Source organism: Marinomonas rhizomae, from assembly GCF_024397855.1.
GTDB lineage: Bacteria > Pseudomonadota > Gammaproteobacteria > Pseudomonadales > Marinomonadaceae > Marinomonas > Marinomonas rhizomae_A.
The window spans coordinates 696,403-723,011 of record NZ_CP073343.1 but is presented as its reverse complement, the minus strand read 5'-3'; the positions used below and the strand labels follow the sequence as shown (position 1 = coordinate 723,011).

General features: G+C 37.7%; 21 protein-coding genes and 1 pseudogene. 1 reads left to right on the top strand and 21 read right to left on the bottom strand.

Annotation, left to right across the window (positions count from 1 at the left end; genetic code table 11):
• Position 1: 1 nt before the first annotated feature.
• From KDW99_RS03295 to galE, 8 genes and pseudogenes are all read right to left on the bottom strand, one after another.
• A complete protein-coding gene (locus KDW99_RS03295) occupies positions 2-871 on the bottom strand; it encodes an NAD-dependent epimerase/dehydratase family protein (protein ID WP_255827900.1) in 870 nt (289 codons plus the stop codon).
• Between the two features lie 114 nt (positions 872-985).
• Positions 986-1,801 carry a glycosyltransferase family 25 protein gene (locus KDW99_RS03290; RefSeq protein WP_255827899.1) on the bottom strand — a complete coding sequence of 272 codons (816 nt, stop codon included), beginning with the start codon at positions 1,799-1,801 and terminating at the stop codon, positions 986-988.
• 4 nt (positions 1,802-1,805) lie between these two features.
• The gene (locus KDW99_RS03285; RefSeq protein ID WP_255827898.1) at positions 1,806-3,104 is read right to left on the bottom strand and encodes a flippase; all 1,299 of its coding nucleotides are present in this window, start codon (positions 3,102-3,104) and stop codon (positions 1,806-1,808) included.
• A gap of 50 nt (positions 3,105-3,154) precedes the next feature.
• Positions 3,155-4,630, bottom strand: coding sequence for a phosphomannomutase (locus KDW99_RS03280; protein WP_255827897.1), 1,476 nt, complete (start codon positions 4,628-4,630; stop codon positions 3,155-3,157).
• Between the two features lie 30 nt (positions 4,631-4,660).
• Positions 4,661-6,058 (bottom strand): mannose-1-phosphate guanylyltransferase/mannose-6-phosphate isomerase, encoded by a 1,398-nt coding sequence (locus KDW99_RS03275; protein ID WP_255827896.1) that lies wholly within the window; start codon positions 6,056-6,058, stop codon positions 4,661-4,663.
• A gap of 257 nt (positions 6,059-6,315) precedes the next feature.
• A complete protein-coding gene (locus KDW99_RS03270) occupies positions 6,316-7,584 on the bottom strand; it encodes an O-antigen ligase family protein (RefSeq protein ID WP_255827895.1) in 1,269 nt (422 codons plus the stop codon).
• 168 nt (positions 7,585-7,752) lie between these two features.
• The gene (locus KDW99_RS03265) at positions 7,753-9,741 is read right to left on the bottom strand and encodes a polysaccharide biosynthesis protein (protein ID WP_255827894.1); all 1,989 of its coding nucleotides are present in this window, start codon (positions 9,739-9,741) and stop codon (positions 7,753-7,755) included.
• Between the two features lie 277 nt (positions 9,742-10,018).
• Positions 10,019-11,011: pseudogene (gene galE, locus KDW99_RS03260) on the bottom strand (UDP-glucose 4-epimerase GalE).
• 261 nt (positions 11,012-11,272) lie between these two features.
• On the opposite strand from galE, the gene KDW99_RS03255 reads away from it, so the two are divergent.
• Positions 11,273-12,271 carry a T6SS phospholipase effector Tle1-like catalytic domain-containing protein gene (locus tag KDW99_RS03255; RefSeq protein ID WP_255827893.1) on the top strand — a complete coding sequence of 333 codons (999 nt, stop codon included), beginning with the start codon at positions 11,273-11,275 and terminating at the stop codon, positions 12,269-12,271.
• A gap of 222 nt (positions 12,272-12,493) precedes the next feature.
• On the opposite strand, the gene KDW99_RS03250 is transcribed toward KDW99_RS03255, so the two are convergent.
• From KDW99_RS03250 to wecC, 13 genes are all read right to left on the bottom strand, one after another.
• Positions 12,494-13,045: a sugar transferase gene (locus KDW99_RS03250; protein WP_255827892.1), complete on the bottom strand. Its 552-nt coding sequence runs from the start codon at positions 13,043-13,045 to the stop codon at positions 12,494-12,496.
• A 17-nt stretch (positions 13,046-13,062) separates the two neighbouring features.
• Positions 13,063-14,004, bottom strand: coding sequence for a UDP-glucose 4-epimerase family protein (locus KDW99_RS03245; protein ID WP_255827891.1), 942 nt, complete (start codon positions 14,002-14,004; stop codon positions 13,063-13,065).
• Positions 13,997-15,169, bottom strand: a complete 1,173-nt coding sequence (locus tag KDW99_RS03240; protein ID WP_255827890.1) for a glycosyltransferase family 4 protein — start codon at positions 15,167-15,169, stop codon at positions 13,997-13,999. The genes KDW99_RS03245 and KDW99_RS03240 overlap by 8 nt, the downstream gene beginning before the upstream one ends.
• Positions 15,166-16,797: a heparinase II/III family protein gene (locus KDW99_RS03235; RefSeq protein WP_255827889.1), complete on the bottom strand. Its 1,632-nt coding sequence runs from the start codon at positions 16,795-16,797 to the stop codon at positions 15,166-15,168. Before KDW99_RS03235 ends, KDW99_RS03240 begins: the two co-directional genes overlap by 4 nt.
• Entirely contained in the window at positions 16,797-18,029 is a 1,233-nt protein-coding gene (locus tag KDW99_RS03230) for a hypothetical protein (protein ID WP_255827888.1), read from the bottom strand. The genes KDW99_RS03235 and KDW99_RS03230 overlap by 1 nt, the downstream gene beginning before the upstream one ends.
• A gap of 82 nt (positions 18,030-18,111) precedes the next feature.
• Positions 18,112-19,179 carry a hypothetical protein gene (locus KDW99_RS03225; RefSeq protein WP_255827887.1) on the bottom strand — a complete coding sequence of 356 codons (1,068 nt, stop codon included), beginning with the start codon at positions 19,177-19,179 and terminating at the stop codon, positions 18,112-18,114.
• Positions 19,166-19,720: an acyltransferase gene (locus KDW99_RS03220; RefSeq protein ID WP_255827886.1), complete on the bottom strand. Its 555-nt coding sequence runs from the start codon at positions 19,718-19,720 to the stop codon at positions 19,166-19,168. The genes KDW99_RS03225 and KDW99_RS03220 overlap by 14 nt, the downstream gene beginning before the upstream one ends.
• Entirely contained in the window at positions 19,698-21,077 is a 1,380-nt protein-coding gene (locus KDW99_RS03215) for an oligosaccharide flippase family protein (protein ID WP_255827885.1), read from the bottom strand. The genes KDW99_RS03220 and KDW99_RS03215 overlap by 23 nt, the downstream gene beginning before the upstream one ends.
• Positions 21,077-22,147 (bottom strand): DegT/DnrJ/EryC1/StrS family aminotransferase, encoded by a 1,071-nt coding sequence (locus KDW99_RS03210; RefSeq protein WP_255827884.1) that lies wholly within the window; start codon positions 22,145-22,147, stop codon positions 21,077-21,079. Before KDW99_RS03210 ends, KDW99_RS03215 begins: the two co-directional genes overlap by 1 nt.
• 8 nt (positions 22,148-22,155) lie before the next feature.
• Positions 22,156-23,037: a hypothetical protein gene (locus KDW99_RS03205; protein WP_255827883.1), complete on the bottom strand. Its 882-nt coding sequence runs from the start codon at positions 23,035-23,037 to the stop codon at positions 22,156-22,158.
• Complete coding sequence (locus KDW99_RS03200) at positions 23,024-23,977, bottom strand: Gfo/Idh/MocA family protein (RefSeq protein WP_255827882.1); 954 nt, start codon at positions 23,975-23,977, stop codon at positions 23,024-23,026. Before KDW99_RS03200 ends, KDW99_RS03205 begins: the two co-directional genes overlap by 14 nt.
• Positions 23,978-24,016: 39 nt before the next feature.
• Positions 24,017-25,282 (bottom strand): Vi polysaccharide biosynthesis UDP-N-acetylglucosamine C-6 dehydrogenase TviB, encoded by a 1,266-nt coding sequence (gene tviB / locus KDW99_RS03195; RefSeq protein WP_255829247.1) that lies wholly within the window; start codon positions 25,280-25,282, stop codon positions 24,017-24,019.
• Between the two features lie 5 nt (positions 25,283-25,287).
• Positions 25,288-26,571: a UDP-N-acetyl-D-mannosamine dehydrogenase gene (gene wecC, locus KDW99_RS03190; protein WP_255827881.1), complete on the bottom strand. Its 1,284-nt coding sequence runs from the start codon at positions 26,569-26,571 to the stop codon at positions 25,288-25,290.
• Positions 26,572-26,609 lie beyond the last annotated feature (38 nt).

Here is a 26,609-nt window from a genome sequence, read left to right as displayed (position 1 = left end):
ATTAATTCCAATCATTTTTTCTAAGTGTTTCTATATAACCAAAAAGAGTCTTCTTAGCAGACCATCCTAATGCTTTTGTTTTATCCGTCATAACATCTGCTGTCATCCGATTGCCTTTACGCTCTGGAAGCATTTTAATATTTCCACCAAACATATTAGCCACATCTACAACACTAAAACCTTCTTCACTACCAATACCAAACTCATCCCCATAGCCGTGCTCACCAACTAACACTAAACCATCGATGATATCATCAATATGTGTGAAATTACGCTTCTGCGAGCCAGGGCTCACCACTGTCAAAGACTCATTATTTTTCATTTTTTCTTTAAATAAGGCAATTAAAGTAGCGTACTTACCTGTTTGAATTTCTCGGTCGCCATAAACATTATAAAAATAGGTGATAGCATATGGCACATTAAACCAATTCCCGTAATTCATAACCAGCTCGGTATTACTTGCCTTTGTCCAGGCATAAGGTGATGCACTTCGACCAAGACCGCCATCACCAAACTTAGTGCTACTTCCTGCATATAGTATCTTGCAGCCTACCTTACGAACAAACTCTAAAACAGCAAAAATCCCTTCTTTATTATAGGCCCAGACTTTTTCTATATCCTCAAAACTTTGTTCTACTCGTGAATACTCTCCAAGGTGATAGACCATATCTGGAGCAAAATCTACAATCGCCGAAATATTTTTCGTCTCACCTCGTATATAAGTAACGCCATCAATATGATTATCTTCACTGCCAGTAAAATAATTGTCTAAAGAATAGACATCGTATCCGCCCATCTTCAACAAACGCTCACATAAATGACTACCAACAAAACCAGCGCCACCAGTTACCAATACTTTTTTATTAGTCATTATAAAACCTTAGATAACATTAACGAGTAAACATCTCTAAACTAACACTCAGCAACTCGTCATTCACTTAATTAAAAAAACATATTCAAAAAATACACTTCCATGACACTAAATTCATTTATCCTGCCATGACTGATATTCACCAGTAAATGAGCCATGATTAAATATTGGTGGATTAAAATGAAAACTTTCTCTTTGGTGATTTTTCATTTCTATAGAAAGTCTATTCATAAGCCAATCAATACTGGTATCTCTGTAACTTGGATTTTCGATTAATATAGCCAAAAATTCTTTCAACAATCCTTTTGAAAGCATATAACCACAAGCGGTATTGGTAACAATTTTTTCATAATGAACAGCCCCAATCGAAGATAATTCATCACTTATATTATCAAATACCTTTAAACCACTAATACCTAATGCTTTTATGTCCAATCCACCAGCCAAGTCAAAATATAAAATTTTATTTTCACTGGCTTCTGCAAAATTAATAACTTTTTCTAGATTACTAATACTTTCTTTTTTGAAAATAACATCATCTTCAAATATGACAATATAATCAGAATCTTCTATTGCCGAAAACCATAGCCGGAGGTGCTTATCTGTAACAAATGTCTCTATAATACTGTGTCTAGTAAGTTTCTTTAAGTCTACAACCCTTAAAAACCATAAAAAAGAAGAAATAAAAAATCTAAACTGCCCACCAGACTCTTTATGAGCATTCCATTTTAACATCAACTTAAAGTATTCAAACCTTCTTTTCAAGAACCTGAAAACACTATGATTATGAATCTCTGGCTGATAACTTGAATAGCCAATTTCAACATCTTTTCCATCTTTTTGAAGGACAAGTTTTAAAGTTTCAATTTCATTTTTAACATCACCAACATGCGCACTGTTGTTATGAACTAACCCTAAATAAACCTTCATTAAACTACCACCTTACTAAAAAAGCATAACTTTTAAGATAGAACTGCCCTCTTGTTTTATTAAAAACAAAATCCAAAAGAAAACTAGACAATAGTTGAGACAACAGTGTGGCTAAAGCAACGTAAATCAGTCCATATTTAATAAGCCAAAAATTAAGTAAAACATTCGCTAAAGCACCAACAAGGCTTTTATAGAAAAATATTTTTGTAAGCTTTTCAATAGTAAAATACGCTCCTGCAGTACCCAAAAAAACAAATACACCAGCCCAGATATGAACCATCAAAACTTGAGATGCTTGCTGATAGACCTCACCGTATAATAAAGTAATAATCCATTGGCTTAAAAAAGTCACTGGCAATGCTATAGCAATTCCCAACCACACCATAAGAGTATAAAGACGCTGTAGTCTTAAGGTATAAAACTCATTACTAATATTTTTTGCATTAACGATTGCAGGAAAAAGAGACCCAGCAATCGTCATCGGTATAAAATACCAAACCTCACTCAACCTCACTGCAGCGGCATACTGCCCTACCGCTTCGGCACTCATCATTTCCTTGATCATAACCTGATCAATTTTCATATAAATAGAAACAACAATACTAGACAAGATCAATGGCCATGAATCTTTTAACAACTCAAGAGCAACATAGTAATCAAAATGCCAATGAGTGATACTAAGGTGCATTCTTCTAACATAAAAATAAATAAGACCTAAGGATAAGACAACAGAGTCAAATAGAATCACATAAGCGAAACAGACTAAAGGCGCTTCATTGAGAATAAAAAAAACTTTCAATCCACTGGAAACAAACAATAAAAAACCATTTGACCAAGCCACATACTTAGATAACACTTTAGATTGACAATAAAAGTCAATCACATTAAAGCTTTGAAATATAGTCGAAGAAGCAATTATAAATATAAGATGATTTGTAGGGTCATTATTATTAGTAAAGCCAACAGCGATATAAAGGAATGGAAGTAACAAAAAAGCACCGCCCAGCTTTAAAAAAAAGGCTGTTCCCATCAAAGTATTAAGTCGACGGTCATCTTTAACCAGTTCTCGAATAACAATACTGTCTAATCCTAGTGTTGCGATTGCAGCAAATAGAAAGGTAAAGCTCTGCGCATAACTAAACAAACCGAACTGTTCAGGACCTAAGTATCGGGCCACCCAAATACTAACAAATAATCCCACAGTCATACGCAATAGCTTTTCAGCGATCAACCAAGATGCATTCGCAGCATAGCGCTGAAAACCTTTATGACCTATTAAGTTCACTATTTTATTTTTTAGCAAAATAAAATCTCAAGAAACATATAAAAATTTAAAAAGAGTGACATTGACGGCTACTCACCAACCATTTTAATGACTCTACTAAGCACTTTATTAACAATACCTTTAGCAACAAGTAAACTCTCCGACTCTACATAACACCTTAACTCGGGTGCATTTCCAGATGGCCTTAAATGCACAATATCGCCATTATTTAGTGTCATACGAAGACTATCCGTTTCATCAATTGAAACAACCTCTAGCAGCTCATCTTCTTGCACTATTGCTGATAAAAGCTCAGTTTGCTTAGCCTTACTGGTTTTTATATACGCTATAAGCTGTCGACTAAAATCTATTGAAATGTCTTTGATTCGATCACTGGCGGTGTAGCGCTGCGGATAGTCATCCGTCAATTGGCTAATTGGGCGATCCTGTTCAAACGACATAGCCAATACAATTAATGCAGGCAAGACTGAATCGCGCGTTGGTAAAGCATGCAATGTTTCGCCATTCACAACAAAATCTGCACCGACCAAAAAACCGCCATTGGCTTCATAACCAACAACTCTGGCATCTGGTGAGTGTTGCAATAACTCTTCCATACCTGCGATGACATAAGGAGAGCCAATTTTGGATCTTAATGTTTTTCTTTCTAAGTTTTGCAGTTCTAGCACAGTATTCACATTCACCGGCGCCGCCACATGGGTTGCAGCTAGATACTCCGCACAGAGCACACCAAGAATATCACCGCGCAGCCACTCACCTTCTTCATCGGCAATCAACGGGCGATCTCCATCGCCATCTGTGGATATAATGGCATCCAGTTTATACTCTTTGGACCAATCCAAACCTTTCTGCACATCTTCGACCGATACCGCTTCCGTATCGATGGGTACAAAAGTCTCAGTACGTTCTAACGAAACCACCTCAGCACCGAAATGAACCAGTAACTCTTTGATAACATCTCGTGCCACACTAGAGTGTTCATACACACCGATACGTTTACCCTGCAGCATATTTGATGGAAAAAGCAAGGTATAACGCTGTTTAAAAAGTTCAATAGCTGAACAGTCAGCGACAGGAAAAGCGAACTGAGCAGCTTGATCTGAAACAAATTCAGGCACTTCAACCAAACCATCCATAATAGAGGCTTCGTCAGCTTTACTAATCTCACCATCAGGACGGTAAAATTTAATGCCATTGCGGTCAAAAGGAATATGGCTGCCCGTTATCATTACGGCTGGCATGTTATTTTGCATGGCATAAAACGCCAAAGCAGGCGTTGGCAAAGCACCACAAAACGCAACTTTGGCACCAAATGATTCAGCAGCAAGCACACAAGCTTTAACAATATCTGGGCTACTCGGACGGAGATCCATACCAATCGCAACGCGTTGAGAAGAGGGGCAGACCGTTTGCAGAAAAGAACGAACAAAAGCAAAGCACAATGCTGGCGTTAAGTCTTTGACCAAACCACGCACACCGCTTGTACCAAAGGCAACATCCAATTCATCGCTAAGTTGTTTTACCTGCACCGTATTAGAACTCATAATATCACCCCCAACTTAACAGCCATTTTCTTAACGACCATAGCGATCACTAAAGCGTACAATATCGTCTTCACCTAAATAACTGCCAGACTGCACTTCCACAAGCTCTAAAGGTATTTTCCCTGGGTTTTCTAGAGCATGAATCACACCAAGAGGAATATAAGTAGATTCATTCTCGGTCAATAAAATTTCACGATCACCGTTTTGCACCTTAGCAGTTCCAGACACTACCACCCAATGTTCGGCACGATGATGATGCATTTGCACACTTAATTTTTCGCCTGGCTTAACCATAATCCGTTTAACTTGATATCGATCGCCAAGATCAACTGTTTGATAGCTTCCCCAAGGGCGATGCACCGTCGTGTGGTACATGTGCTCTTCACGACCTTCGGCTTTAATCCGTTTAACAATCTTCTTCACATCCTGAGCATTATTTTTGTCCATTACCAAAACAGCATCCGCGGTTTCAACAATAACAAGATCACTCACACCCACCGCAGCAATTAAACGCGACTCAGAACGGATAAAGCAGTGACTAGAGCCTTCAGCCATAACATCGCCTAATAGAACATTATTATCTGCGTCTTTATCTGCGTAATCATATAAAGCATCCCAAGCGCCTATATCGCTCCAGTCGCCGACATAAGGAACTACTTTCGCATTCTTGGTTGGCTCCATCACAGCAAAATCAATCGACTCTTCAGGACATTGAGAAAACAACTCAGCATCTATACGGACAAAATCTAAATCTTCTTTACGCTGTTGATAAGCAAGATTTACCGCTTGAAAAATATCATCGCGATGAACCGCTAACTCATCCAAAAAAGTCTTAGCTCGGAATAAAAACATACCGCTATTCCAGAGGTATTCACCGGAATCTAAATACGCTTGGGCTTTTTCAAGATTGGGTTTTTCAATGAACTCAACTACAGAGAAGTTTTCACCGGAACGAATGTAACCATAACCTGTTTCAGGGCGAGTTGGCTGCACGCCAAAAGTAACTAAAGCATCTTGTTTAGCTAATGCCACCGCTTGTTTAATCGTCGCTTCGAATGCATCAAGATCACGAATAACATGATCTGCAGGTAACACCAGCATTAGCGCATCACCTGATTGGTTTCGTAATGCTTCCAACGCCGCCAAGGCTATTGCTGGCGCGGTATTACGTCCCTTGGGTTCTAAAAGAATTCTGGACTTTTTCACACCAATGGACTGTAACTGCTGCGCGATTAAAAAACGATGATCTTCATTACAAACAACAATAGGATCAGCCACATCTAAAGATAGAGTACGAAGTATCGTTTGCTGCAGAAGGCTGCATTCTTGATCGGTCAGCGGCAAACACTGCTTAGGATAATGTTCACGAGACAGCGGCCAAAGACGACTACCAACACCACCAGATAAAATGACAGGAATAATTTTCAAAACAGATCCTTCGTATACGACAAAAAAAATCCGTTCAAGTCTAACAAAAGTAAGAAATAAGAAATATAAAAATGAAAAAATAAAGATCGAACTAACAATGTTTTAGGTGGAGCCGCTGAGAATGTCTGCAGGCATCTTAAGTTGGTTTACGGTTGCGAACTGATCAAGCGCAAAATACATAATATTTCGCATTTTATGAGTAGCTAAGCCTCACCCTATTGAGGCTTTGATATGAAATCAAACCCTACTATCGCTTTTTAAGAAGCAGTACAAGAAGGCGACTTGGATTCTTTATCCTTTTCAATTTCTGCCAAGCGCACAGCCACCCAAAAATAAATAATAGGAAATGCGTACATAGTGACTCCAATTTTATGCACAAACATAACCTCTGTTAGACCAAATAACATATAGCACATTGGTATAATGGAACCTGCTAATGCATAAATCTTTATATCCCAGTTATCTTTATGCACTTTCATTTTTCTCAAAAAAAGCATTAGCGGGATAATATATATCATCAATTGCAGCAGTAAACCAACACCACCTCTATAGCCAAGAGCGTCAAAAAAAACATTATGGGAATGAGTAAATTTTATAGCCTGTGGGACGATTTTACCGGATGCAACAAGTTCTTTTTTTATACCGCTACTGCTATGCCTACCAGCGCCAAAGTAAGGCTTTTCTTGGAACATATAAATCGCTAGTTTCCACATTTCGAAACGAAGACCAACTGAACTCCCTCGCTGTTCACCTTTGACCATATAATCTAGCGTTTGATTGACACCCAGAAAAATTCTATTTTTTACTTCAGTTTGTGGGCTAAAAACAAAAGTAAAAACAGCTAAAATAATAACGGTTAGAAGACAAGCATAGAACTTTATTTTTATCACATTACGAAATTGCCAAAATAAAAACAACACAATGAATGGTAAAGCCAACCAACTACCTCTAGATCCGGATAAAACTGAAGCTCCAATACCACACAATACGGCGAATAAAGAAAACACTACACCTAAATACCGTCTTTGCTTATAAAAATAGACAAATGAAATTAAACTTAGCATGGTAAGTAAAACCCCAATATCACCAAAGACAATAGAAATCAAACCATTACTAGCTTTATAATGTCCTAGGAAAATAACTTCATATAATGCCCATAAAAATGCTGTAATTGCACCAAAAAACACACCATACCATATATAATAACTGTAGTTTTTCACATTAAATAAAAGTAACATAACAGGAAGAACTATAATGAATCGAAGAGGCAATCTTGGGTTAAATAATGTTTTATCATCTATATAGTCAAAAACTAATAGACTAAACCCATAAAAAAGAAAGGCAAAAAAAATGATAACATCAGTCTTTGAAAAATGCTTTTTCTCTACTTTCAAAAAAAGAAGACCAATCGTTAATACGCACAAAAAAAGAGAAGCATACCTATATCCATCATAAATTGAGATAGAAACAGCAAAACTTGCTGCTACAGTAAGCCAAACAAATTTAGAAAACGCTTTGTAACACATACATTAAACTCAGAAAAATTTTATATTTACTACCCTAAAACACTGAGAAAAACAAATTAGTGGCCTAAGACTTTTTTATTAACCACAGATGACAGTATTTCAGTAATAAACCACCACACAATAATATTTAATCATAAGGGGCTAAATCTTAAAAGACTACTTATGGCGCTAGACACCATCAAAAAACTTGCTGTTCAATCGAACTACGTTGGTATTATCTATTTTATTCTTTAATGCTTGCGTTGCATTCCACACAAAATCTCCAATACCATCGGTGGGCTGAAAATCGGTTGGCGCAGCAATCAAGATCTCACGTACTTTTTCATGATCAAAATCATGACAAGCTTGATCCAATTGCTCCATAGTTTGAGCGAAATCAGACAAGGATAAAAAACGCTCATTGGCCGTCATTATACGCTTGTGCTGAGTTTCCTGCACATTATCACCAATCAATAACTCCTCGAATAGCTTCTCACCAGGGCGAAGACCTGTAAATTGGATTTCAATGTCACCATTTGGGTTTTCAGTAGATTTCACCTCCAAACCAGACAATTTAATCAGGTTTATCGCCAAATCTACAATTTTAACCGGCTCACCCATATCCAAAACGAATACGTCTCCACCCTTGCCCATGGCACCTGCTTGAATGACAAGCTGAGCCGATTCTGGAATAGTCATGAAGTAACGAATGATATCTGGATGTGTCACGGTAATAGGTTGATTTTCAAAAATTTGCTTTTTAAAAACAGGTATAACCGAACCCGAAGAACCAAGCACATTACCAAAACGCACCATACAAAAACGAGTAAACTTTTCTTGCTTAGCGGCTTTTTTTGCTTCCGCTTCGGCCAAGGCTTGTAAGCCCAACTCTGCCATGCGCTTTGTTGCGCCCATGACATTAGTCGGACGCACAGCTTTATCAGTAGAGATTAATACGAAAGACTCCACACTACTTTCAATTGCCGCTTTGGCACAATAATAAGTACCAAAGGCATTGTTTCGAACCCCTTCCACTGCGTTATATTCTACCAAAGGCACATGCTTATAAGCCGCTGCATGATAAACAGTATGAACGCCAAAAGCCTTCATTATTGATGCTAAACGACTAATATTTTGCACAGAACCTATCAAAGGAACAATCATTAAATCAAAAGGTAATTCTCTCAGCAGTTCGTCCAACTCTTTGTTTATTTCATATAAAGCAAATTCAGACACATCAAATAAGATCATTGTGGAGGGACGCTGTACTAATATTTGTCGACATAATTCAGAACCAATCGAACCTCCTGCACCAGTGACCATAACTACTTTACCATATATATTTGCCTGCATTAACGATGCTACAGGCTCTACAACATCTCGGCCTAACAGATCATCTACAGCAACATCTTGCAACTCACTAACTTTTGCTTTTCCAGTCACAATATCATTAAAATCAGGCACGGTCAGAACCTCAACTGCATAGGGCAACAGCTGATCAATCACTTTTTTACGTTCAGATCGTGTAGCGCGAGGAATAGCCAACAAGACTTTCTTAATACGATATTTTTTTATTAGTCGGCCTATTTCATCCAAATGATACACTGATACGCCTTGAATGATGGTATTGACTAAAGAATCGTCGTAATCAATAAAACCTTTCACTTGATAAGCGCTTGCTTGGCGTAACGCCAAACTAAGTTGACGACCAGTTGATCCCGCGCCCAACACCAATACGGACTCAGAGGTTTTGCTAGATTTTTGAACTAGCATAGCCCGTACCAGCAAACGAGCACCGCCACACAACATCACTAAAAAAGGGAAATAAATAATAGGAACAGTGCGAGGTATCGGTGCCTTAGCAAAATAGGCGAATGTTGTAATGCTAAAGGCTGACACAGCCGCACCAAACAAAATCGCACTAAAAGCATGAAAAGTTAAATAACGCAAAACAGCGCGATACAAACCAAGCTTAATATTGGCTAGCAAGGTAACAATTATCGTTCCTATTAAAACAAACCAAAGCGAATTATCACCAACTACACGAAATTCACCTAAGCGGGCCCAATAAGCACAAACGAACGCAAGGACAACAAACAGTGCATCAATAATCAGACTGATCAAACGCTTATAAAATCGGGGGAGAGACCAAAGAAAGTCTAACTTCTTTATAATCATTTACAATCCACACGAACAAAGACTAACGGATAGCGCATCATAATCACCAACGCTCCCCTTAGTAACAAAATACCTAGTAAGTAAAAAATTATCAGTGAGAGGCACTAGTAAAAACAAACCATACATGTAATTTTATTCACCTTACGCTAATTGTACAAAATACATACTGCACTAGCATATATTTAATATCCTTAAGACCCACTTATAAAATAAACGGCTCAATTGAAGACCCTATAATATACAACATAAAGAGATATTTTGAACGTTATATCTTGCATTAACTCACAGAAACACAATCAAACCCATTCGGATTGTTAGACTGCCAACGCCATGTGTCTTCACACATACGTGCCAAATCAAACTCCGCCTGCCAGCCTAAAAATTTCTTCGCCAAACTTGGGTCCGCGTAACATTCCGCAATATCACTTGGACGACGTTCGACCACTTTATAAGTAACGTTTTTATGAGACACAGCTGCAAACGCCTTCACCATTTCCAGCACAGAATAGCCGTTGCCAGTGCCTGGGTTCACCACAAAATGCCCGGCATTTGCCAACACCTTGTCCAGCGCACAAACATATCCACTCGCCAAATCCACCACATGAATGTAATCACGCCCCCCCCCAGTGCCATCAACCGTATCATAATCATCACCAAATACGCTCAAACACGGCAGCTTACCCACCGCCAATTGACTCACAAAGGGCATCAAATTATTCGGCACGCCCTTAGGGCCTTCGCCAATCAACCCAGATTAATGAGCACCAATCGGATTAAAATAACGCTAGGTCGCAATATTCCATGCCGAATTCGCCTTCGCTACATCTGTCAAATTACTTTCTACCATTAACTTGCTGGCCCATAAGGATTCGACATATGAAGTTGCAAAATCTTCACGTATCGGCACCGACTTAGACAAACCATAAACAGTCGCAGAAGAACTAAAAATCATATTACGCAATCCAGCCTGTTCAATCGCCTTAATCAAATTCAGCGTACCCGAGACATTATTCTCATAATACCAAAGCGGTTTTTGCACCTACCCCACCGCCTTCAACCCAGCCAAATGCATCACCGCCGCAAACAAATACTGCGCAAACACACGATCCAAAAAAGCCGAATCTAAAATATCGCCTTCCATAAACACAGGATGTTTACCGGTAATCGTCTCAATACGACCTAAAACGATCTCTTTATTATTCGAGAGATTATCGATAATAACTGGCTCAAAACCCGCCTTAATCAACTCAATACATGTATGTGAACCAATTTAACCCGCACCGCCAGTCACCAAAACCAACACCCTCCCCCTAAAATTCAAAAATCTATTAAACCAAACCACCCATAGGTCAGATGGACCGAGGCACGAGGCGTGATCTGACGAACAAGGCGTGACCTGACATTCCCAACCAACATCATTAAACGACGCATCACGCTCCACTATTAATGGCCTACAAAACACAATAAAAACCATGTTATTCTAACTGCAGCCCTCAGGAAGAGAGCCAATAAAACAACAAGGAGACACGATATGTCGATGTTATTTTTTCATTTCGATGGCACAGACAATAGCCCAAATGACGCTTATGCACCAGAACATAGCATTTCCAGCATCACCAATGTATTAAAATCCCATTTACTGCTCGGTGGACGCGTACAAAACCACTCAAACACCACACCCAACCTTTTACCCTATCGAAGCTTTTACTACGCTGGCATTGGCACCTATGGCAGCTGGCTAGAACAAAAACTAAACGCCGCCTTCGCAATCGAAGCAGGCCATGTTGCCAACATCCTAAACCGCGCCTTAAACGACTTTAAAAACCATTATAACCAATCGATTCGTCACATTGTCTTAATCGGCTTTAGCCGAGGCGCCGCCCTAGCCAGACGCTTCGCCGCGTTCATCACACCGCTGATTGATCGCCCCATCATCATAGAAGCCGTCATCGACACCGTCGCCTCCATTGGCTGGCCTAACTTAGACACAACACAACGCCCAACAACCGACGTCGTCTTTGAACATGGCAACACATTACCAGAAGGAGTCCATCGCGCATTACACCTTGTCGCACTCGATGAGCAACGCCTCGCCTTTCGGCCAACGTTAATCAACCAAGATGGACGCGCACTGGAAATATGGCTTGCAGGAGTACATTCGGATATTGGCGGTGGATACCGCAGAGATGGAATAGGAGACATCGCCTTGCGAGTCTTAATAAATTGGATAGAACAACAAACCAAGCAAAACCGTTATCAAACAACACGCCTAGCCAAAACACAGCCGCCCCATTGGCAGCCGCTACTCACCATAGAACCCAAGCACCTAGGCAAAATACACTACCAACAACGCCGCTTACGCCCCTGGCGAGAACTCACCCTGGCACCACGACACTGCTGTGTGCTGAAAAACGACCACCCCAACCACACACTATCACCCAACTGGCACCACAGCGTCACCCAGAGAATCCAAAGCAACATCGGCTACTTCCCCATTGCACACTGCCCAACACCCGCCATACTTTGGTAACACAAATACCCGTAGGCCGGATAAATCGAGGAACGAAGATGTAACCCGGCGAATTCCCATCCCTTACACTTCCAAGGGGAAGACGAACTGGTTTTTATTACCTCCCCTTATGTCTTCCAAGGGAAGGGCTAGGGTGGGGTCATAACTTAACTACAAACCCAACTAAAACATTCTACACCAATTTTGCAAACAATATGCATGTAAGGTTTGCGAAAATCATTACTAACCCTTCACTCTGTCTCCAGACCCACTGCCCGTTACTGTCTTGATGATATAAGAAAAATACAATTTCAAAGACAAACTCTGAATCATCTTCGCATCCGTCTCCGCCAACAACTCAGGCGTCGACATATCAATATCCGAAATTTGCGCCAGCCCAGTAATACCAGGACACACGGCAAACACACCTTTTGCTTCACGGGCTTGGGTCAACTCAGTTTGGTTAAACAAACCAGGGCGCGGGCCAACTAAACTCATCTCTCCTTTTAATACATTCCAAAGCTGCGGAAGCTCATCTAATTTAGTTCGACGCAAAAAACTTCCTAGCTTAGTAATGGATGACGTAGATGCCAAATGACTCGCCACGGAAGCCGTATCCACCGACATAGTTCGAAACTTCACCAACACAAACGGCTTTTTGTTACGCCCTACCCGTTCTTGACGAAAGAGAGGCGAACCCGTATCAAATAAACCAATCAGATAAATCATCAACAACACAGGCGAACCACACACCAAGCCCAACAAAGAAAACACCAAATCCAATAACCTAATCATTTCATTCAATCCAATTTTTAATCTGTTTTCTTCGCTGCTAAGGCAAAACCATGCTCAACAGAATAAGGCGGGGCCCAGTCTAACGTATTTTTCGTATGGTCAATGTCAAGTTGCAAAGACCCAACCAAACGATCGACCACGGCCTTTTTTTTGAACAGTTTACCCGCCAATTTAAAACACCACACAGGCACAGGAAGCGACAGATTTGCTTTCCCCTGCACCTTTGCCATCAAAGCAACCATACGAGACGTCGACATATCATCGTCATCTGACACTAAAAACACTTGGTTTGCCGCTTTGGCATGATCAATACAAACCTTAATCAAATCCGCCAAATTATACACAGAAACCAAACTACGTTTGTTCTGATTAATGGCGCGAAATGGCAAGGGAAAACCTTTACCAACCAGTTTCATCAAAGAAGCAAAATTGGCTTTTACTCCTTCGCCATAAACAAGCGGTGGACGAATAATCACAATCTCCATGCCCGTTTCTTTACCAAGCGCTAAAAGCTGTTCTTCTGCTTCAGACTTAGACTGACCATAAGGGTCTTCTGGACTACGAACATCAAACGCTGTAAAAGGCTGACGATCAGACGTGGATTCGCCGTTTACCTTAATCGAACTCAAAAAGATAAAGCGCTTTACTCCTGCTTCTGCCGCTTGTCGAGCAAGGTTTAACGTGCCTTCCGTGTTGACGGCTTGAAACTCAGCCAAAGGATCTGAGGAAGAGTCATTCATGATGTGAACACGAGCGGCGAGGTGGATAACGACATCTACATTATTGAACGCAGTTAAATATTGAGTGTCTGGTTGAATTTCCCCTCTAACAAAGTAAGCATCAGAGATGCCTAAATCTCTCCGCCCAAAAATAAATATTCTATTAGTTGGTAAAACGGATAATAAAATAGTACCAACAAAGCCAGAACCGCCAGTAATAAAAATTCTTCTATCACTCATTTTTCTTACCAAATTCAACAATGTCCTGAGCCATTTCGGTCATGATTTGCTCTCGAGAAAACTTACTAATAAACTCGCCTCTTGGCCGAACACCCAAGTCTAAAGCATCAAAAGATCGATATGCTTGCTCATCATTACCTGGATAAAATACCGACGAGTTAGCAACTTCTTCTTTTAGGAAGTCTGCCGCATATCCTGAAACGCCTGCCCAAACAGGCTTTCCTAACGCTGCATATTCAAATATTTTGGATGGCAAAACTTTACGAAAAGCAGGGTAATCATTCAAATGAAGAAACAACACATCTGCATTCTGATACTCTTTAATCAATTCAGCTCGACTCACAGGCGGCAGTAACTCGACATTCGTTACTCCTGCTAACTGGTTTTGCAATAATAATTTACGCCCACCATCACCAATAATTCTAAATTGCGTTTTTCCCTCTAGACGCTTAGATAGCTTAGGGAGGATAGTATGAAGCCCCTGACCTTCCCCAATATTCCCAGCGTAAAGTACCGTTGAAACACTGTTCTTCTGTAAAGTATCTGTTGTTTGAGGTGCAACAGCCAAAAACTCATTATCTATGCCATTGGTAAACCAGCGATATTCGGCTTTAGGATAACGGCTAGAAAAATAGCCTGCAAACCCTTTGGAGACTAAGTTAATGCGCTTCGCCTTACGAAAGGCATAAGACTCAACCAACGAAAACAAGGGGTTTACAAGCCAAGTGATTTTAGGTGTCAGCACATCTTTTATCGTATCTACAAAAATATCCCTAATATCCAGATATAAAGGTAATTTTTTAGAGGATGCTACGCGAGCCCCCAAAAATGCGGTAAATAATCGAGAAGATGTCGCGAAAACTAAATCGTAATTTTTGTCTTTGGTTAAAGTAACCGCTTGTCGATAAAAAGCAGTAAAGGCTTTCACCTGATCAAGCATGCCGCTTTTATGTGAAGGCAGCGAAATCCGATGCACTTCTACACCATCTTTTATTTCATGCGCCGGGGCATCTGCAGAAAAAGAGGCATAACGATTAGGAAGTGTGGTTATAACCTCTACTTCGACACCAGGAATTTTTTTGAGCTTATCAACAAGGGCTGTCGTTCTGAACGAACCAGCACAAAGGTCAGGGGCATAATAAAAAGTCAGTATTAAAATTTTCAACTTTTGTCCTTTAAAATAGTAATCTTTGTACTTAAACGTCCTGTATTAAAAGGCACTATGATTTTTTTATTAGGAACAGAAACGCCAAACTCAGGATGCCACGTACTCTCTTCTAATATCAAAGGGCATTCACATTCAAATTGTACCAATGTTAGACAGGGTAATTGAAGCATTAGCTTCTTTTCCTCTACATTAACGACAAGAACATCAGGGTGAATGTGCAAATGGAAAGAAGCATCGGTAGGCTGAGATAACTCATCCAAAAGAATAAAGTGCTCTGCATTCGATATAATGGTTCTCTTATGGACTATTTTGGGTTTTAGTCTCTTATAACCATCATGACTTGCCGATAAGGTCACCACACCATCTGTCTCGTCGCTTTTTAACAATATTGCATAGGCCCTGCGTGCAACTCTAAATCCTGACCAAACCTCAGAAGAACTTTGCCCATTCACCACGACGGTATTGTGTGCTGCGGTCTCTCTTTGTCTTAATCTCTCTGGACTCACACCATAAAGCGACGTGCCAGAGTTTACAAAAACACGTTGCACTCCAACAGACATTTCAAAACTTAACGAATCGGCATGAGCGTGGCCTGGCAAATAATCTGGTCCGACATTAGCGTGATCAAAAAACAATCTATAAACGCCAGTATTAACACGACTATAGCCGCTGCTCTTATTTGAAATCAGTATGCTCTGATCACCATAGCAAGAAAGGCCTAGCTGCTTAGCATAATCGAATATTTGTTGTGGCTTTGCTGCTATTCCAATCGCGGCATCATTGAAAAAAGTAATTTCTCCATCAAGGTGAAGCATACTCTGTAACCAAGAAAGTGCTTTTTCCGCAACCACACGCCATTCGGCATTACGCTCTATTAAACTAGGGTTCTGGCTTATGTCAGCCAAATCTATAAGCTCCAGTAAATCCCAAAGCAAAATTTCATGGTACATAGGTGACAACTCAAAGTGAGCACCATCATCTAAAAATTGCTCAGGTATTTCACGATCCAATATTTTCAAGCCCAAATCTAAAAATCGTTTAGCATCCTTACCTTGCAAATAAGCCCCGACAAAAACCAATGCTTTAGCATTCGCAAATAGATGATTACCTAAAATATGGTACTCAATTTGCTGAGTTAACGCATCCGCCTGCATAGCAATGCTGTTAAGGTATTTGCTATCAACATTGTCTTTTCTACTAAACCACTTAACCCAATTCACTAAGCGTAACGAAATGGGATAAGGCTCCCAGCCATTACCTTGGCAAGGTGGATTTTCAGCAACCCAACGGTCAATAAACCGATAATGAATTATTTCACGCTCTGCGTAACTTTCAGAATTAAGGTCATCGAAGTAATGTAAATTATATAACCAAAGCTTGGAATAATTAGGTGAGTTCCAATCAAAAGAATTCTTAATTAAACCGTCTTGATTTAAAAAAGAAACCTTTTCATCGTCGTAAAATGATTGATTATTAAGAGTCGGCGCACTCCAAAACCAACCATTATTACGACTAATTAATAGATCATTAACTTTAATTCTTTTAATTTTATAAAAAAACCTAAAAAATAACTGATAGAAATTTAAATGTTTTATTGTATTAAAAAATAGCACTATTTTTTTCATCAAAAAAACCTTAAGAACTTTTTCTTGAGCGTAAAATATATAAAAAACAATATAAACCATGTAAATGGTGCTGTTGGCGAGCCATCTTGAAAAGTAATAAAAAAAGTAGCAATAAAAAAATATAAACCTATCCAATATTTTTTATTCTCAATAATTACACAATATCTCAACATGCTAAAAATAAAAAATAGATACAACAACATCATAGGTATACCAAACAATCCAAACTTCAAAAGCCACTCAATAAAACCACCTAGATTTCTATTGCTTGCCAAATAATCCAATTCTCCAAAAGGAGTATATAAAGATGCATAATATACGTTCGGATTGTTATTAGCACCTAAAAAACCAAAATAATAAAGATTATTAATTGAAATGGGTATATTTAGTAACCTTCGCACAGCGCCTTGTTCCAATAGTAACGACGGATCACTGAACGCAATATAAAAAATTTGCGCAATTCTATAGGACTGCATATCAGATATATATCTCAGAATAAAAGAAAACACACACACACACAAAACAAAACCAACAAAAAAAGTTTTTTTATAAAAAACAAATAAATAGCAAACAACAAAAACAAATTGAATACCTACTGCATAAGCAGAACGTGCTATAGTTATATTTAGTAACAATATAACTACTGTAACCACTAAACCAAAAGCTGTTTTTTTACTTTCGGAAACTTTGTTCTCTGTATGAATTAAAATTATTAACAATATATTAAAAACATTAAACATTTTACCTAATGTAGCAGGTTCTGATGCCAGAGATCTAACCCCCCTGCCGGATTCAGAGAAAGAGAGCATAGCTTCTTGCGACCTGGTTACGGCCCAACTCATAAAATTAGGATCATAATATTGAATTATGCCAACAACAGCGTAAACAAAGACAAATAAAAAAATATTTTTTGATGTTATATTAAAAAAATCATTTTTAATAAAAACATAAAGAAAAAAAACATTCAAAAGCACAACAAAATAAGTAATCACATATATAATATTAATATAGTAATAACCAAACACTAAAGAGAGACAAAATACAATACACAAAAAAACAAAAAAACAAAAAAACAAAAAATCAACTTTAATATATCTAATAAAAAAACAAAGCGCAAAAAATGAAAAAACAACAAAATTAGGCTGAACATCTATATTCTTTACCACTCCAACAAAGGGAAAAAATACAAAAAAAAGAATTAAAAAAAATAAACTAGCTTTAAACCCCTTCAATAGCTAACCTCTAAAACTTTAAGTGAAAAATAGATTTTTCATGACCAATTCTATATCGAAAAAATCAACCATAAAACATTAATTATTTCTTATTGATGATTTCAAAAAGCGGTTCTAAAGTTCTATCCCATTGATATCGAGCATACGAAAGCTTCACCTCATTTCTCATTTGATTATAGGAGCCTAATGTTAAAGACTCAATTTTAGGAAAAACTTCTGAAAATAAACAATATGAAATAGAAAAAACTTTATCTTCATCAAAATTAGATAAACAATATTCAGTATGAAGCAAGGGCAGAGACAATGACATATAATCAAATACCTTAATAGGCCTTGCGCCATTATCATTTAAAATATTTTTTAACGGTATAATACCAAAACACATCCCCCCTAATTGAGAAATATACAAAGACAATTGCTCTAAATCCATTACCCCAGGGCAAAAAACATTTGAGGAAGAGTAATGTTGTAAATTAGGACCAATAAGATGCAAGTGAATATTTGAATTCTTTTTAACCTCTTCAACCATTTCTCTAATAGAATAATGTTCTTGATCACCACCATAGAAGATAATTGCTACTCCCTTGCCCCCTGCCACTGCAATTTTGGTATCAATTGGTAACGGACCACCATTTTCGCAAACAAATAATTTATCAGCATTAAAATGTAAGTATAAACTTTTCCTAATTGAGTCATTAACACAATAAGTGTGATCACTTAATAAAGTAGGTATAATATTTATTAATTTAAAAAAACCTCTAAAAAAAACAGGTATTTTTTCGTTAAACTCACCAGATATACCATTATATTCGTATATTAAGAATTGCTTTTTCTTGAGAACCTTTAAAACAATACACTTAATTGGATAAATAAAACTAAATATCAAGGAACCTAGCAACGTTTTCCTGACTATATAAAAATCGCTATCTAGATCAAAAATATAATCACATACTATTCTCAAATAATAAAAATTCAACCCAAGGTTTTTTAACATTACCCCTTTGATACTTATAAGATTAATATGATGCCCAACTAATGTTACCAAGTATAATTTACTCAAAGAAGTTGCCACACCTTTAAAATGTGAATACCCTCCCAATTTCTTTATAAAAACATCTTTCTGCATACTTACATATTTAACTTTTTTCATTAACTGCTCTCAATATTTTTGCTGGGTTGCCACAAACAATAACACCAGGCTCATCAAATGACTTTGTAACAACACTGCCTGCGCCAACTATAATCCCATCGGCCAATTTCACACCTGGCAACAAAACACTATTCATTCCTATCCAACAACGCTCACCAATGATAATGTCTTTTCCAGGAAGATGTTTTTTTAAATCAGTTAAATCATGATTGGCTGTTATGAGCCCAACATTTGGAGCAATAAAAGTTCCTTTTCCTATATATATATTGGCGGAGAAATTTTGAAAATAGCATCCTTCACTTTGAAATAAGGCAATATCTTCAGGATCAAAATAAATTTTTTTCCAATTAGATATCCTTACTTTATGACTCGCAGGGAAAGGATAGTTTTTTCCTAATCTTAACAATCTACAATGTACAATGGTTTTAAAACACCAATTATACCCCGTCAAACCTGAAAACCATCTACCTTTTAAATACTCTTTTGAGAAAAAAAAAGACATAAAAAAATTTAAAAATTTAAAAATTATTTTTTTTAACATATGAAAAAAGCCCAAAGCACAAAAGAACGAACAAGAAAGAATAAATCACAACAATCAAAATTAAATCCTCATCATTAAAACGCAAAAAACAATAAAGAGAAAAGATATAAAACACATAAAAAATAAAAGCGAAAAAAATCTTAAAACAGCTTAAACCAATAAAAAACAAACTATATGCTATATAAAAAAACCAAAATAACGAAGCAACTAAAAACAAAACCATTACAGAGAAAATCGAGTTCCATTGAAAAGAAAAGGTTAAAACTAGTACAGAAACCCTTATAGCTATCATAAAAAACTCAAAAAACATTGCACTTTTATTACAGCCAATTTTCAACATTATGTTGTACAGTGGCATCCCAATAAGTGTAAAGCCTCCTAGTACAATAGCATATTCACTATATTTAGCCGCCCCCACCCATTCAGCTCCAAAAAAAAACACAATTAAAGGCTCAATAAAATAAAAAACCACAACAAACACAGGAATTGAGCACACAAGAACATAAAAAATTATATTTACAAATAAAATTGCATTTTCTTTTTCCATATCAATTTTGTTTGTATATATTATTTTAGATATTGAATCAGCTATCATTTTTATTGGTGCAGAAATTATCTTTTGACTTAGCATTAACAGACCAACCATATCAAGTCCGTAATAAGCACCAAAAAATAGTATATGCACTTGATTACCCACTGCATTTATTAATGAACTAATATTTGTATATAAAGTAAATTTATATTCTTTTTTACAAACAAAAAAGATCTCTCTAAAACTAAATTTATTGAAATAAAAAATCTTATAATTTAAACACAAAATATAAACTGGAAAAACGAACGATAGGGAATATCCAAGAACAAGACCTAAATCAGATAATGGATATAGTAAAAACTGTAAAAAAAGCATAGAAAAAATAAGCAAAACTCTAGAAAAACCAGCTTTCCTATATGCTTTATCTCTTAATGCACATGAGACGGCAAAATTGTAAAAAACAATCCCAGTGCAACCTAAAAACAAAAAAAATAAATTTACTTTTTTAACATCATCCCTAAAAAAAAACACATCAAATTTTGATAAGACAACTAAAATAAAGCCTAAAATTAGCAGTATAAAAATATTAATCAAAAATGCACAATTCACAATACTTTGATAGTCTTTATCAACACTCACATTCTGCATAGCTACATCTAGTTTAAAAGATCCAATACTACTAAATATTGTTACACAACCAATTAATATCGCTAAAGTGCCAAATAAATTTGGGCCATATAACTGTGCTAGAAAAGGGGTGGCAACTAAAGTCCCCACCTGTGCAATAACAGTACCACCTAATAAAAATAAAAAACCTTTAATCATTATAATCTCAGATAACCATGCATAGGTATACTAAAAGCTTTTTTAGCCATATTTTCTGCAATCGGAAAATCTCCTTCTTGATATCCCAATTGACTGAATGCTGTTTGTTGATGCATACAGGCTCTATAATAAATCATAGTGGGAACATATTGTTCTTTATACTTCATCATTTCAGAATCACGATCATCAGAAAGTACCGTATACTGCGCCCAGGAACTAACATAGCCATCTGGTACAGATGGTATTCTATATTTAGCAGCTAAAGTTGTGCTGTAATTCTCAGCAGCTTTATTACGATTAATCAGCTCAATAGGAAATTCTGCTAGTTTTTCGAGCAATATGGCGGCTTGAATAGTATCTAACCGACTATTCATACCAATGCGAACATTATCGTATTTATCAATCCCCTTACCATGTACACGATATGACCTTAGCAGCTCTGCATATTCATCATTATTGGTAAATATAGCACCACCGTCACCATAGCAACCTAGAGGTTTCGCTGGAAAGAAACTGGTTGTTGCAATGTCACCGAAACTACCAGCTCGTTTACCATTAATCTCACCACCAAAACCTTGTGCAGCATCCTCTACCAATTTTAAATTGTATTTATCGGCAATTTTTTGTATTTCTGGATAGTTGGCAGGTAAACCAAACAAATCTACAGCAATAATAGCTTTAGGGGTTAATATCCCATCAGCCATAGTCGCCTGAATGCGCTTTTCTAAATCTATCGGGCAAATGTTAAAAGTTGCTTCGTCTGAATCTACAAAAACTGGTATTGCACCTTCGTAAGCAATCACTTCCGCTGTTGCAAAAAAAGTAAAAGTTGGACAAAAAACAGCGTCACCTGGTTTAATATCAAGCACCATCATAGCAAGAGTTAAAGCGTCTGTTCCATTTGCACAGGTAATCACATGTTTAACACCAACATACTCAGCCAACTTTTCTTCTAGTTCCTGAACCTCTGGACCCATAATATAATGACCATGATCCAATACAGCTTGAATACGCTTATTTATTCTTGCTTTTAGATGCATATACTGCGCTGCCAAATCAATAAATTGCATAGATATACCTACTTTATACTCTTTGCATAGTTACGAATAAATTTTTCATGAGGAATTGCAAAGTTTCCTGTTAATTTTTCATTCTTGGCAACATCCCTTACTATGACAGAGCCTATGGTTAAAAAAGAGTTATCTGCTATTGTAATACGGTTTGATATTGAAACACTTGGTCCAACCCAAACATTATTACCTAATGTTACATGCCCAGCAATCATAGCATTTGCAGCAATTAAACACCCTACTCCACATTGTACTCCGTGGGCATAATGAACCAACCCATCTAACTTACTTCCCTCTCCAATAATTGTATCCCGGTATCCAAATCCTTTAATTATCGTATTATTTGGTCCAATTTCTGCATTTTCTTCAACTATTAATTTTCCATCATGCACTACTGAAAGGGGACCCTTACTAGTTTTTTTATGCTCAAAACCATCTACACCTAAAACAGCACCAGCTCTGACTATTGAGCCTCGCTTTAATACTGTATCTTTGAGTATTGTTACATTTGGTTCTACTAAAACATTATCTTCAATTACAACCCCTTCACTATCTATAAAAGAAGTAGGATGAATTTTAGCGCTTGTAGAAATACTACTTGGCTTTCTTTTTTTATTTTCAGCCAAATAGTTCATTAAAGAAAAAAAATACCATTTAGGATCATCAACATATATCCTAACTATATCATCTCTAATAACATCACTATCGACTTCTTTAGAAAAAACGGCCTTTATACTTTTATTTTTATTAAGATCAGAAATAAATTTTCGGTCTGATAAAAACGTCAATATATCACCAGATGAATCAGTTGTAGCAACGCCTAAACTATCAACCTTGAAGACTAACGATTCAATACCGAATAATGTATATACTAGATCATTTGTTATCATAGAGCCTCTCAAAATATGGATGATAATATATGGGTTTTTTTATAATTGCAGAATTACGTATGACCTCAACCGTTTCAATGGCGGCACGATTATCTTCTACGCCGTAACCTTTGCCTTCTAATACACGCTGATAGCTTTGTGTATGCAGATCAGTAAAACCACCGGAGAATTCGAGCTCTTCACCTTCTATCGTAATACTACGGAAGGTAGATTTCTCACCATGAACGGCATTTTCAGGTAGATGATTGGCATCGATAGAAAGAAACCAACGAACGCGAGCACGCTCATATTCCAAATACCCTGCTGAGGTTTTCTCATCTCGGTAATGCACTTCGTTTTTAACAATATCACCAAAGATGAAATGCAACATATCGTAGAAATGGACTCCAATGTTGGTCGCCACACCACCAGATTTGTGATCAAAACCTTTCCAAGACTTCATGTACCATTTTCCACGCGAAGTCAGGTAAGTGAGATCCACATCGAATATTTTATCCGCGGGTGCATTAGCAACTTTTTCTTTGAGCGCTAAGATAGAAGGGTGCAAACGCAACTGCAAAATAGAGTTTACTTTTGCACCATATTTTTCTTCATACAGTTTGAGTGTATCTAAATCTTCTACATTTAGTACCAATGGCTTTTCACAGATCACATCAATGCCATTCTTTAGAGCGTATTTCATATGAGGTAGATGTAGATAATTAGGCGAGCATATCGCAACATAATCAATAGTTTCGCCTTTCAATTTTTGGTCTTCAACAAACCCTTCGAACTCTTCAAACTCTGTAAAAAATTCAGCATTCGGAAAATGACTGTCCATAATGCCAACAGAGTCATTTATGTCCATCGCAACGACAAGGTCGTTATTGGTTTCTTTGATCGCTTTTAAATGTCTAGGTGCGATGTAACCTGAGGCACCGATAAGGGCAAATCGCTTCATCTTTATTCCACTAAAATAATTTATTATCAAAATTAAACACTATAAACGTATGTCAGACTCACCATAAGGTAAGACGTATTTCACATCATAAAGAACGTGCTTTTCCTTACCTAAGCTGCGAATCTTTTCTTCGCCCCATTTTTTATAGTCGGAGTGATCCACCGCCAACACAATAGCATCATAGTAACCAGCTTTAAGCTCGCTTATCAGCTCAATACCATATTCATGTTTGACTTCTTCAGGGCTTGCCCAGTGATCGTAAACATCGACATGCATATTGAAGCTTTTTAATTCTTTAACCATATCGACAATTTTGGTATTGCGTACGTCAGGACAATCCCCTTTAAAGGTAAAGCCGAGCACCAACACTTTCGCTTCATCAACGTGTATTTTTCGCTTAGAAACAGCCTTTACGAGTTGTGTCGCTGTATACTGCCCCATACCATCGTTAATACGTCGTCCAGCCAAGATTACTTCAGGCTGATAACCCACCTCTTTGGCTTTATAAGTCAAATAGTATGGATCTACACTGATACAATGTCCGCCTACTAAGCCTGGTTTGAATGGCAAAAAATTCCATTTTGTACCTGCGGCATCAAGCACTTCTTGTGTATCGATATTAAGAATATTAAAAATTTTGGCAAATTCATTGATGATGGCAATATTCAAATCACGCTGCGTGTTTTCAATAACTTTTGCCGCTTCAGCGACTTTTATAGAACCCGCCGAATGAGTACCTGCTGTAATAATAGAGCCATAGAGGTCATCCACAAATTTTGCGATTTCGGGTGTAGAGCCAGACGTGATTTTTTTGATTTTAGTTAAAGTGTTTACCTTATCACCAGGATTAATACGCTCCGGACTATAACCCGCAAAAAAATCTTCATTAAATTTAAGCCCTGATGCCTTTTCAATAATAGGGATGCAAACTTCTTCCGTTGCACCGGGATAGACAGTCGACTCGTAAATTACAACGTCATTTTGTTTAATAACCGTTGCTAACATAGCAGACGCTTTGCGAAGCGGCGTTAGGTCGGGTGCGTTGGCTTCATCTATAGGTGTAGGCACTGTAACAATGTAAATATTACAATCTTTTATATCCTCAATAGCAGAAGAAAACTTCAATAAAGTCGCTTGTTTTAATTCCGCAGGAGTTACTTCTAACGTCGCATCTTTACCTGACAACAACTCGCTCACTCGTGCTTGATTGATATCAAAACCAACGATTTGTTGCTTTTTTCCAAATTCCACTGCGAGCGGTAAACCTACGTAACCTAGACCAATTACTGCTATCTTTTTTGACATTACGCTCACAACCAAACTCCTTTCGTATCGATTAAATAACAGCTTGATATTTTTGCTGTTTTAAAGACTTTATGATCCACCAATAACAAATGCACATCCGCCATTTCTTTCGCTTCTTCAAAGCTCACAAGTTCAAGCGTTGTATTCATAGCTGGCAGCGCCTTAATATTCGGCTCAACAGCCAATACTTTACCTGAATGTATTTCGGTAATTTTTTTCGTGATATTAAGTGCTGGGCTTTCACGTAAATCATCAATATCCGGTTTAAACGCTAGGCCGTAACAAGCTATCGTTACATCCTTAGCAGTTTTATCTGGGTTCGCTTGTAAAAAATCGGCAATAGCTATTTTCACTTTATTGATGACCCATTCCGGTTTGGCATCGTTCACTTTACGAGCCGTATGAATCAATTTGGCTTCTTCCGGTGTTTTGCTGACGATGAACCAAGGATCAACCGCGATGCAATGTCCGCCAACACCCGGCCCCGGTTGTAAAATATTAATACGTGGGTGACGGTTCGCGAGTGAAATCAATTCCCATACGTCGATGTCTAGCTTGTCACAAATGATAGAAAGCTCATTAGCAAAAGCAATTTGCACATCTCGACAAGAGTTTTCTGTCAATTTAGCCATTTCCGCTGTGCGGGCATTCGTGATAACGCACTCACCTTGTACAAAGGTTTTGTATAGCTCTACGGCGCGGGCAGAACATTTCGCGGTCATCCCACCGATAACACGGTCATTTTCTACTAATTCACGCACAACATGGCCTGGTAAAACGCGCTCAGGGCAATGAGCCACATTCACATCCACCGTTTCATCCATTGCTTCACTATTAGCAGAAGGAAACGATAGGTCTGACCTCGCTGCTGCTAGCCATTCTGCCATTTGCTCTGTGGCACCCACTGGTGAGGTTGATTCCAGGATGACCAGGTCGCCTTTTTTCAACACTGGCGCAATCGCTTCAGCCGCTTTTTGGATGTAAGTTAAATCTGGCTCAGGAATATCATCTTGATTTAACGATTTTTTAAAGGGTGTAGGCACCGCAATTAAAAAAGCATCGGCAGGTTCAGGTTTTAACACGGCTTTTAAATAGCCTTCTGTAACGGCTGCATGCACTATCATGTCTAAATCAGGCTCAACAATGTGTATTTCACCGCGATTTATGGTGTCTACAGCATGTTGATTAACATCTACTCCGATCACTTTTTTCTTTCTAGAAGCAAACATAGCCGCGGTTGGTAGGCCAATATACCCTAAACCAATCACAGAAATCGTATTAAAAGACATGATATTCCTTAATGTTCAAAAATGTTTGTTACTGTTGC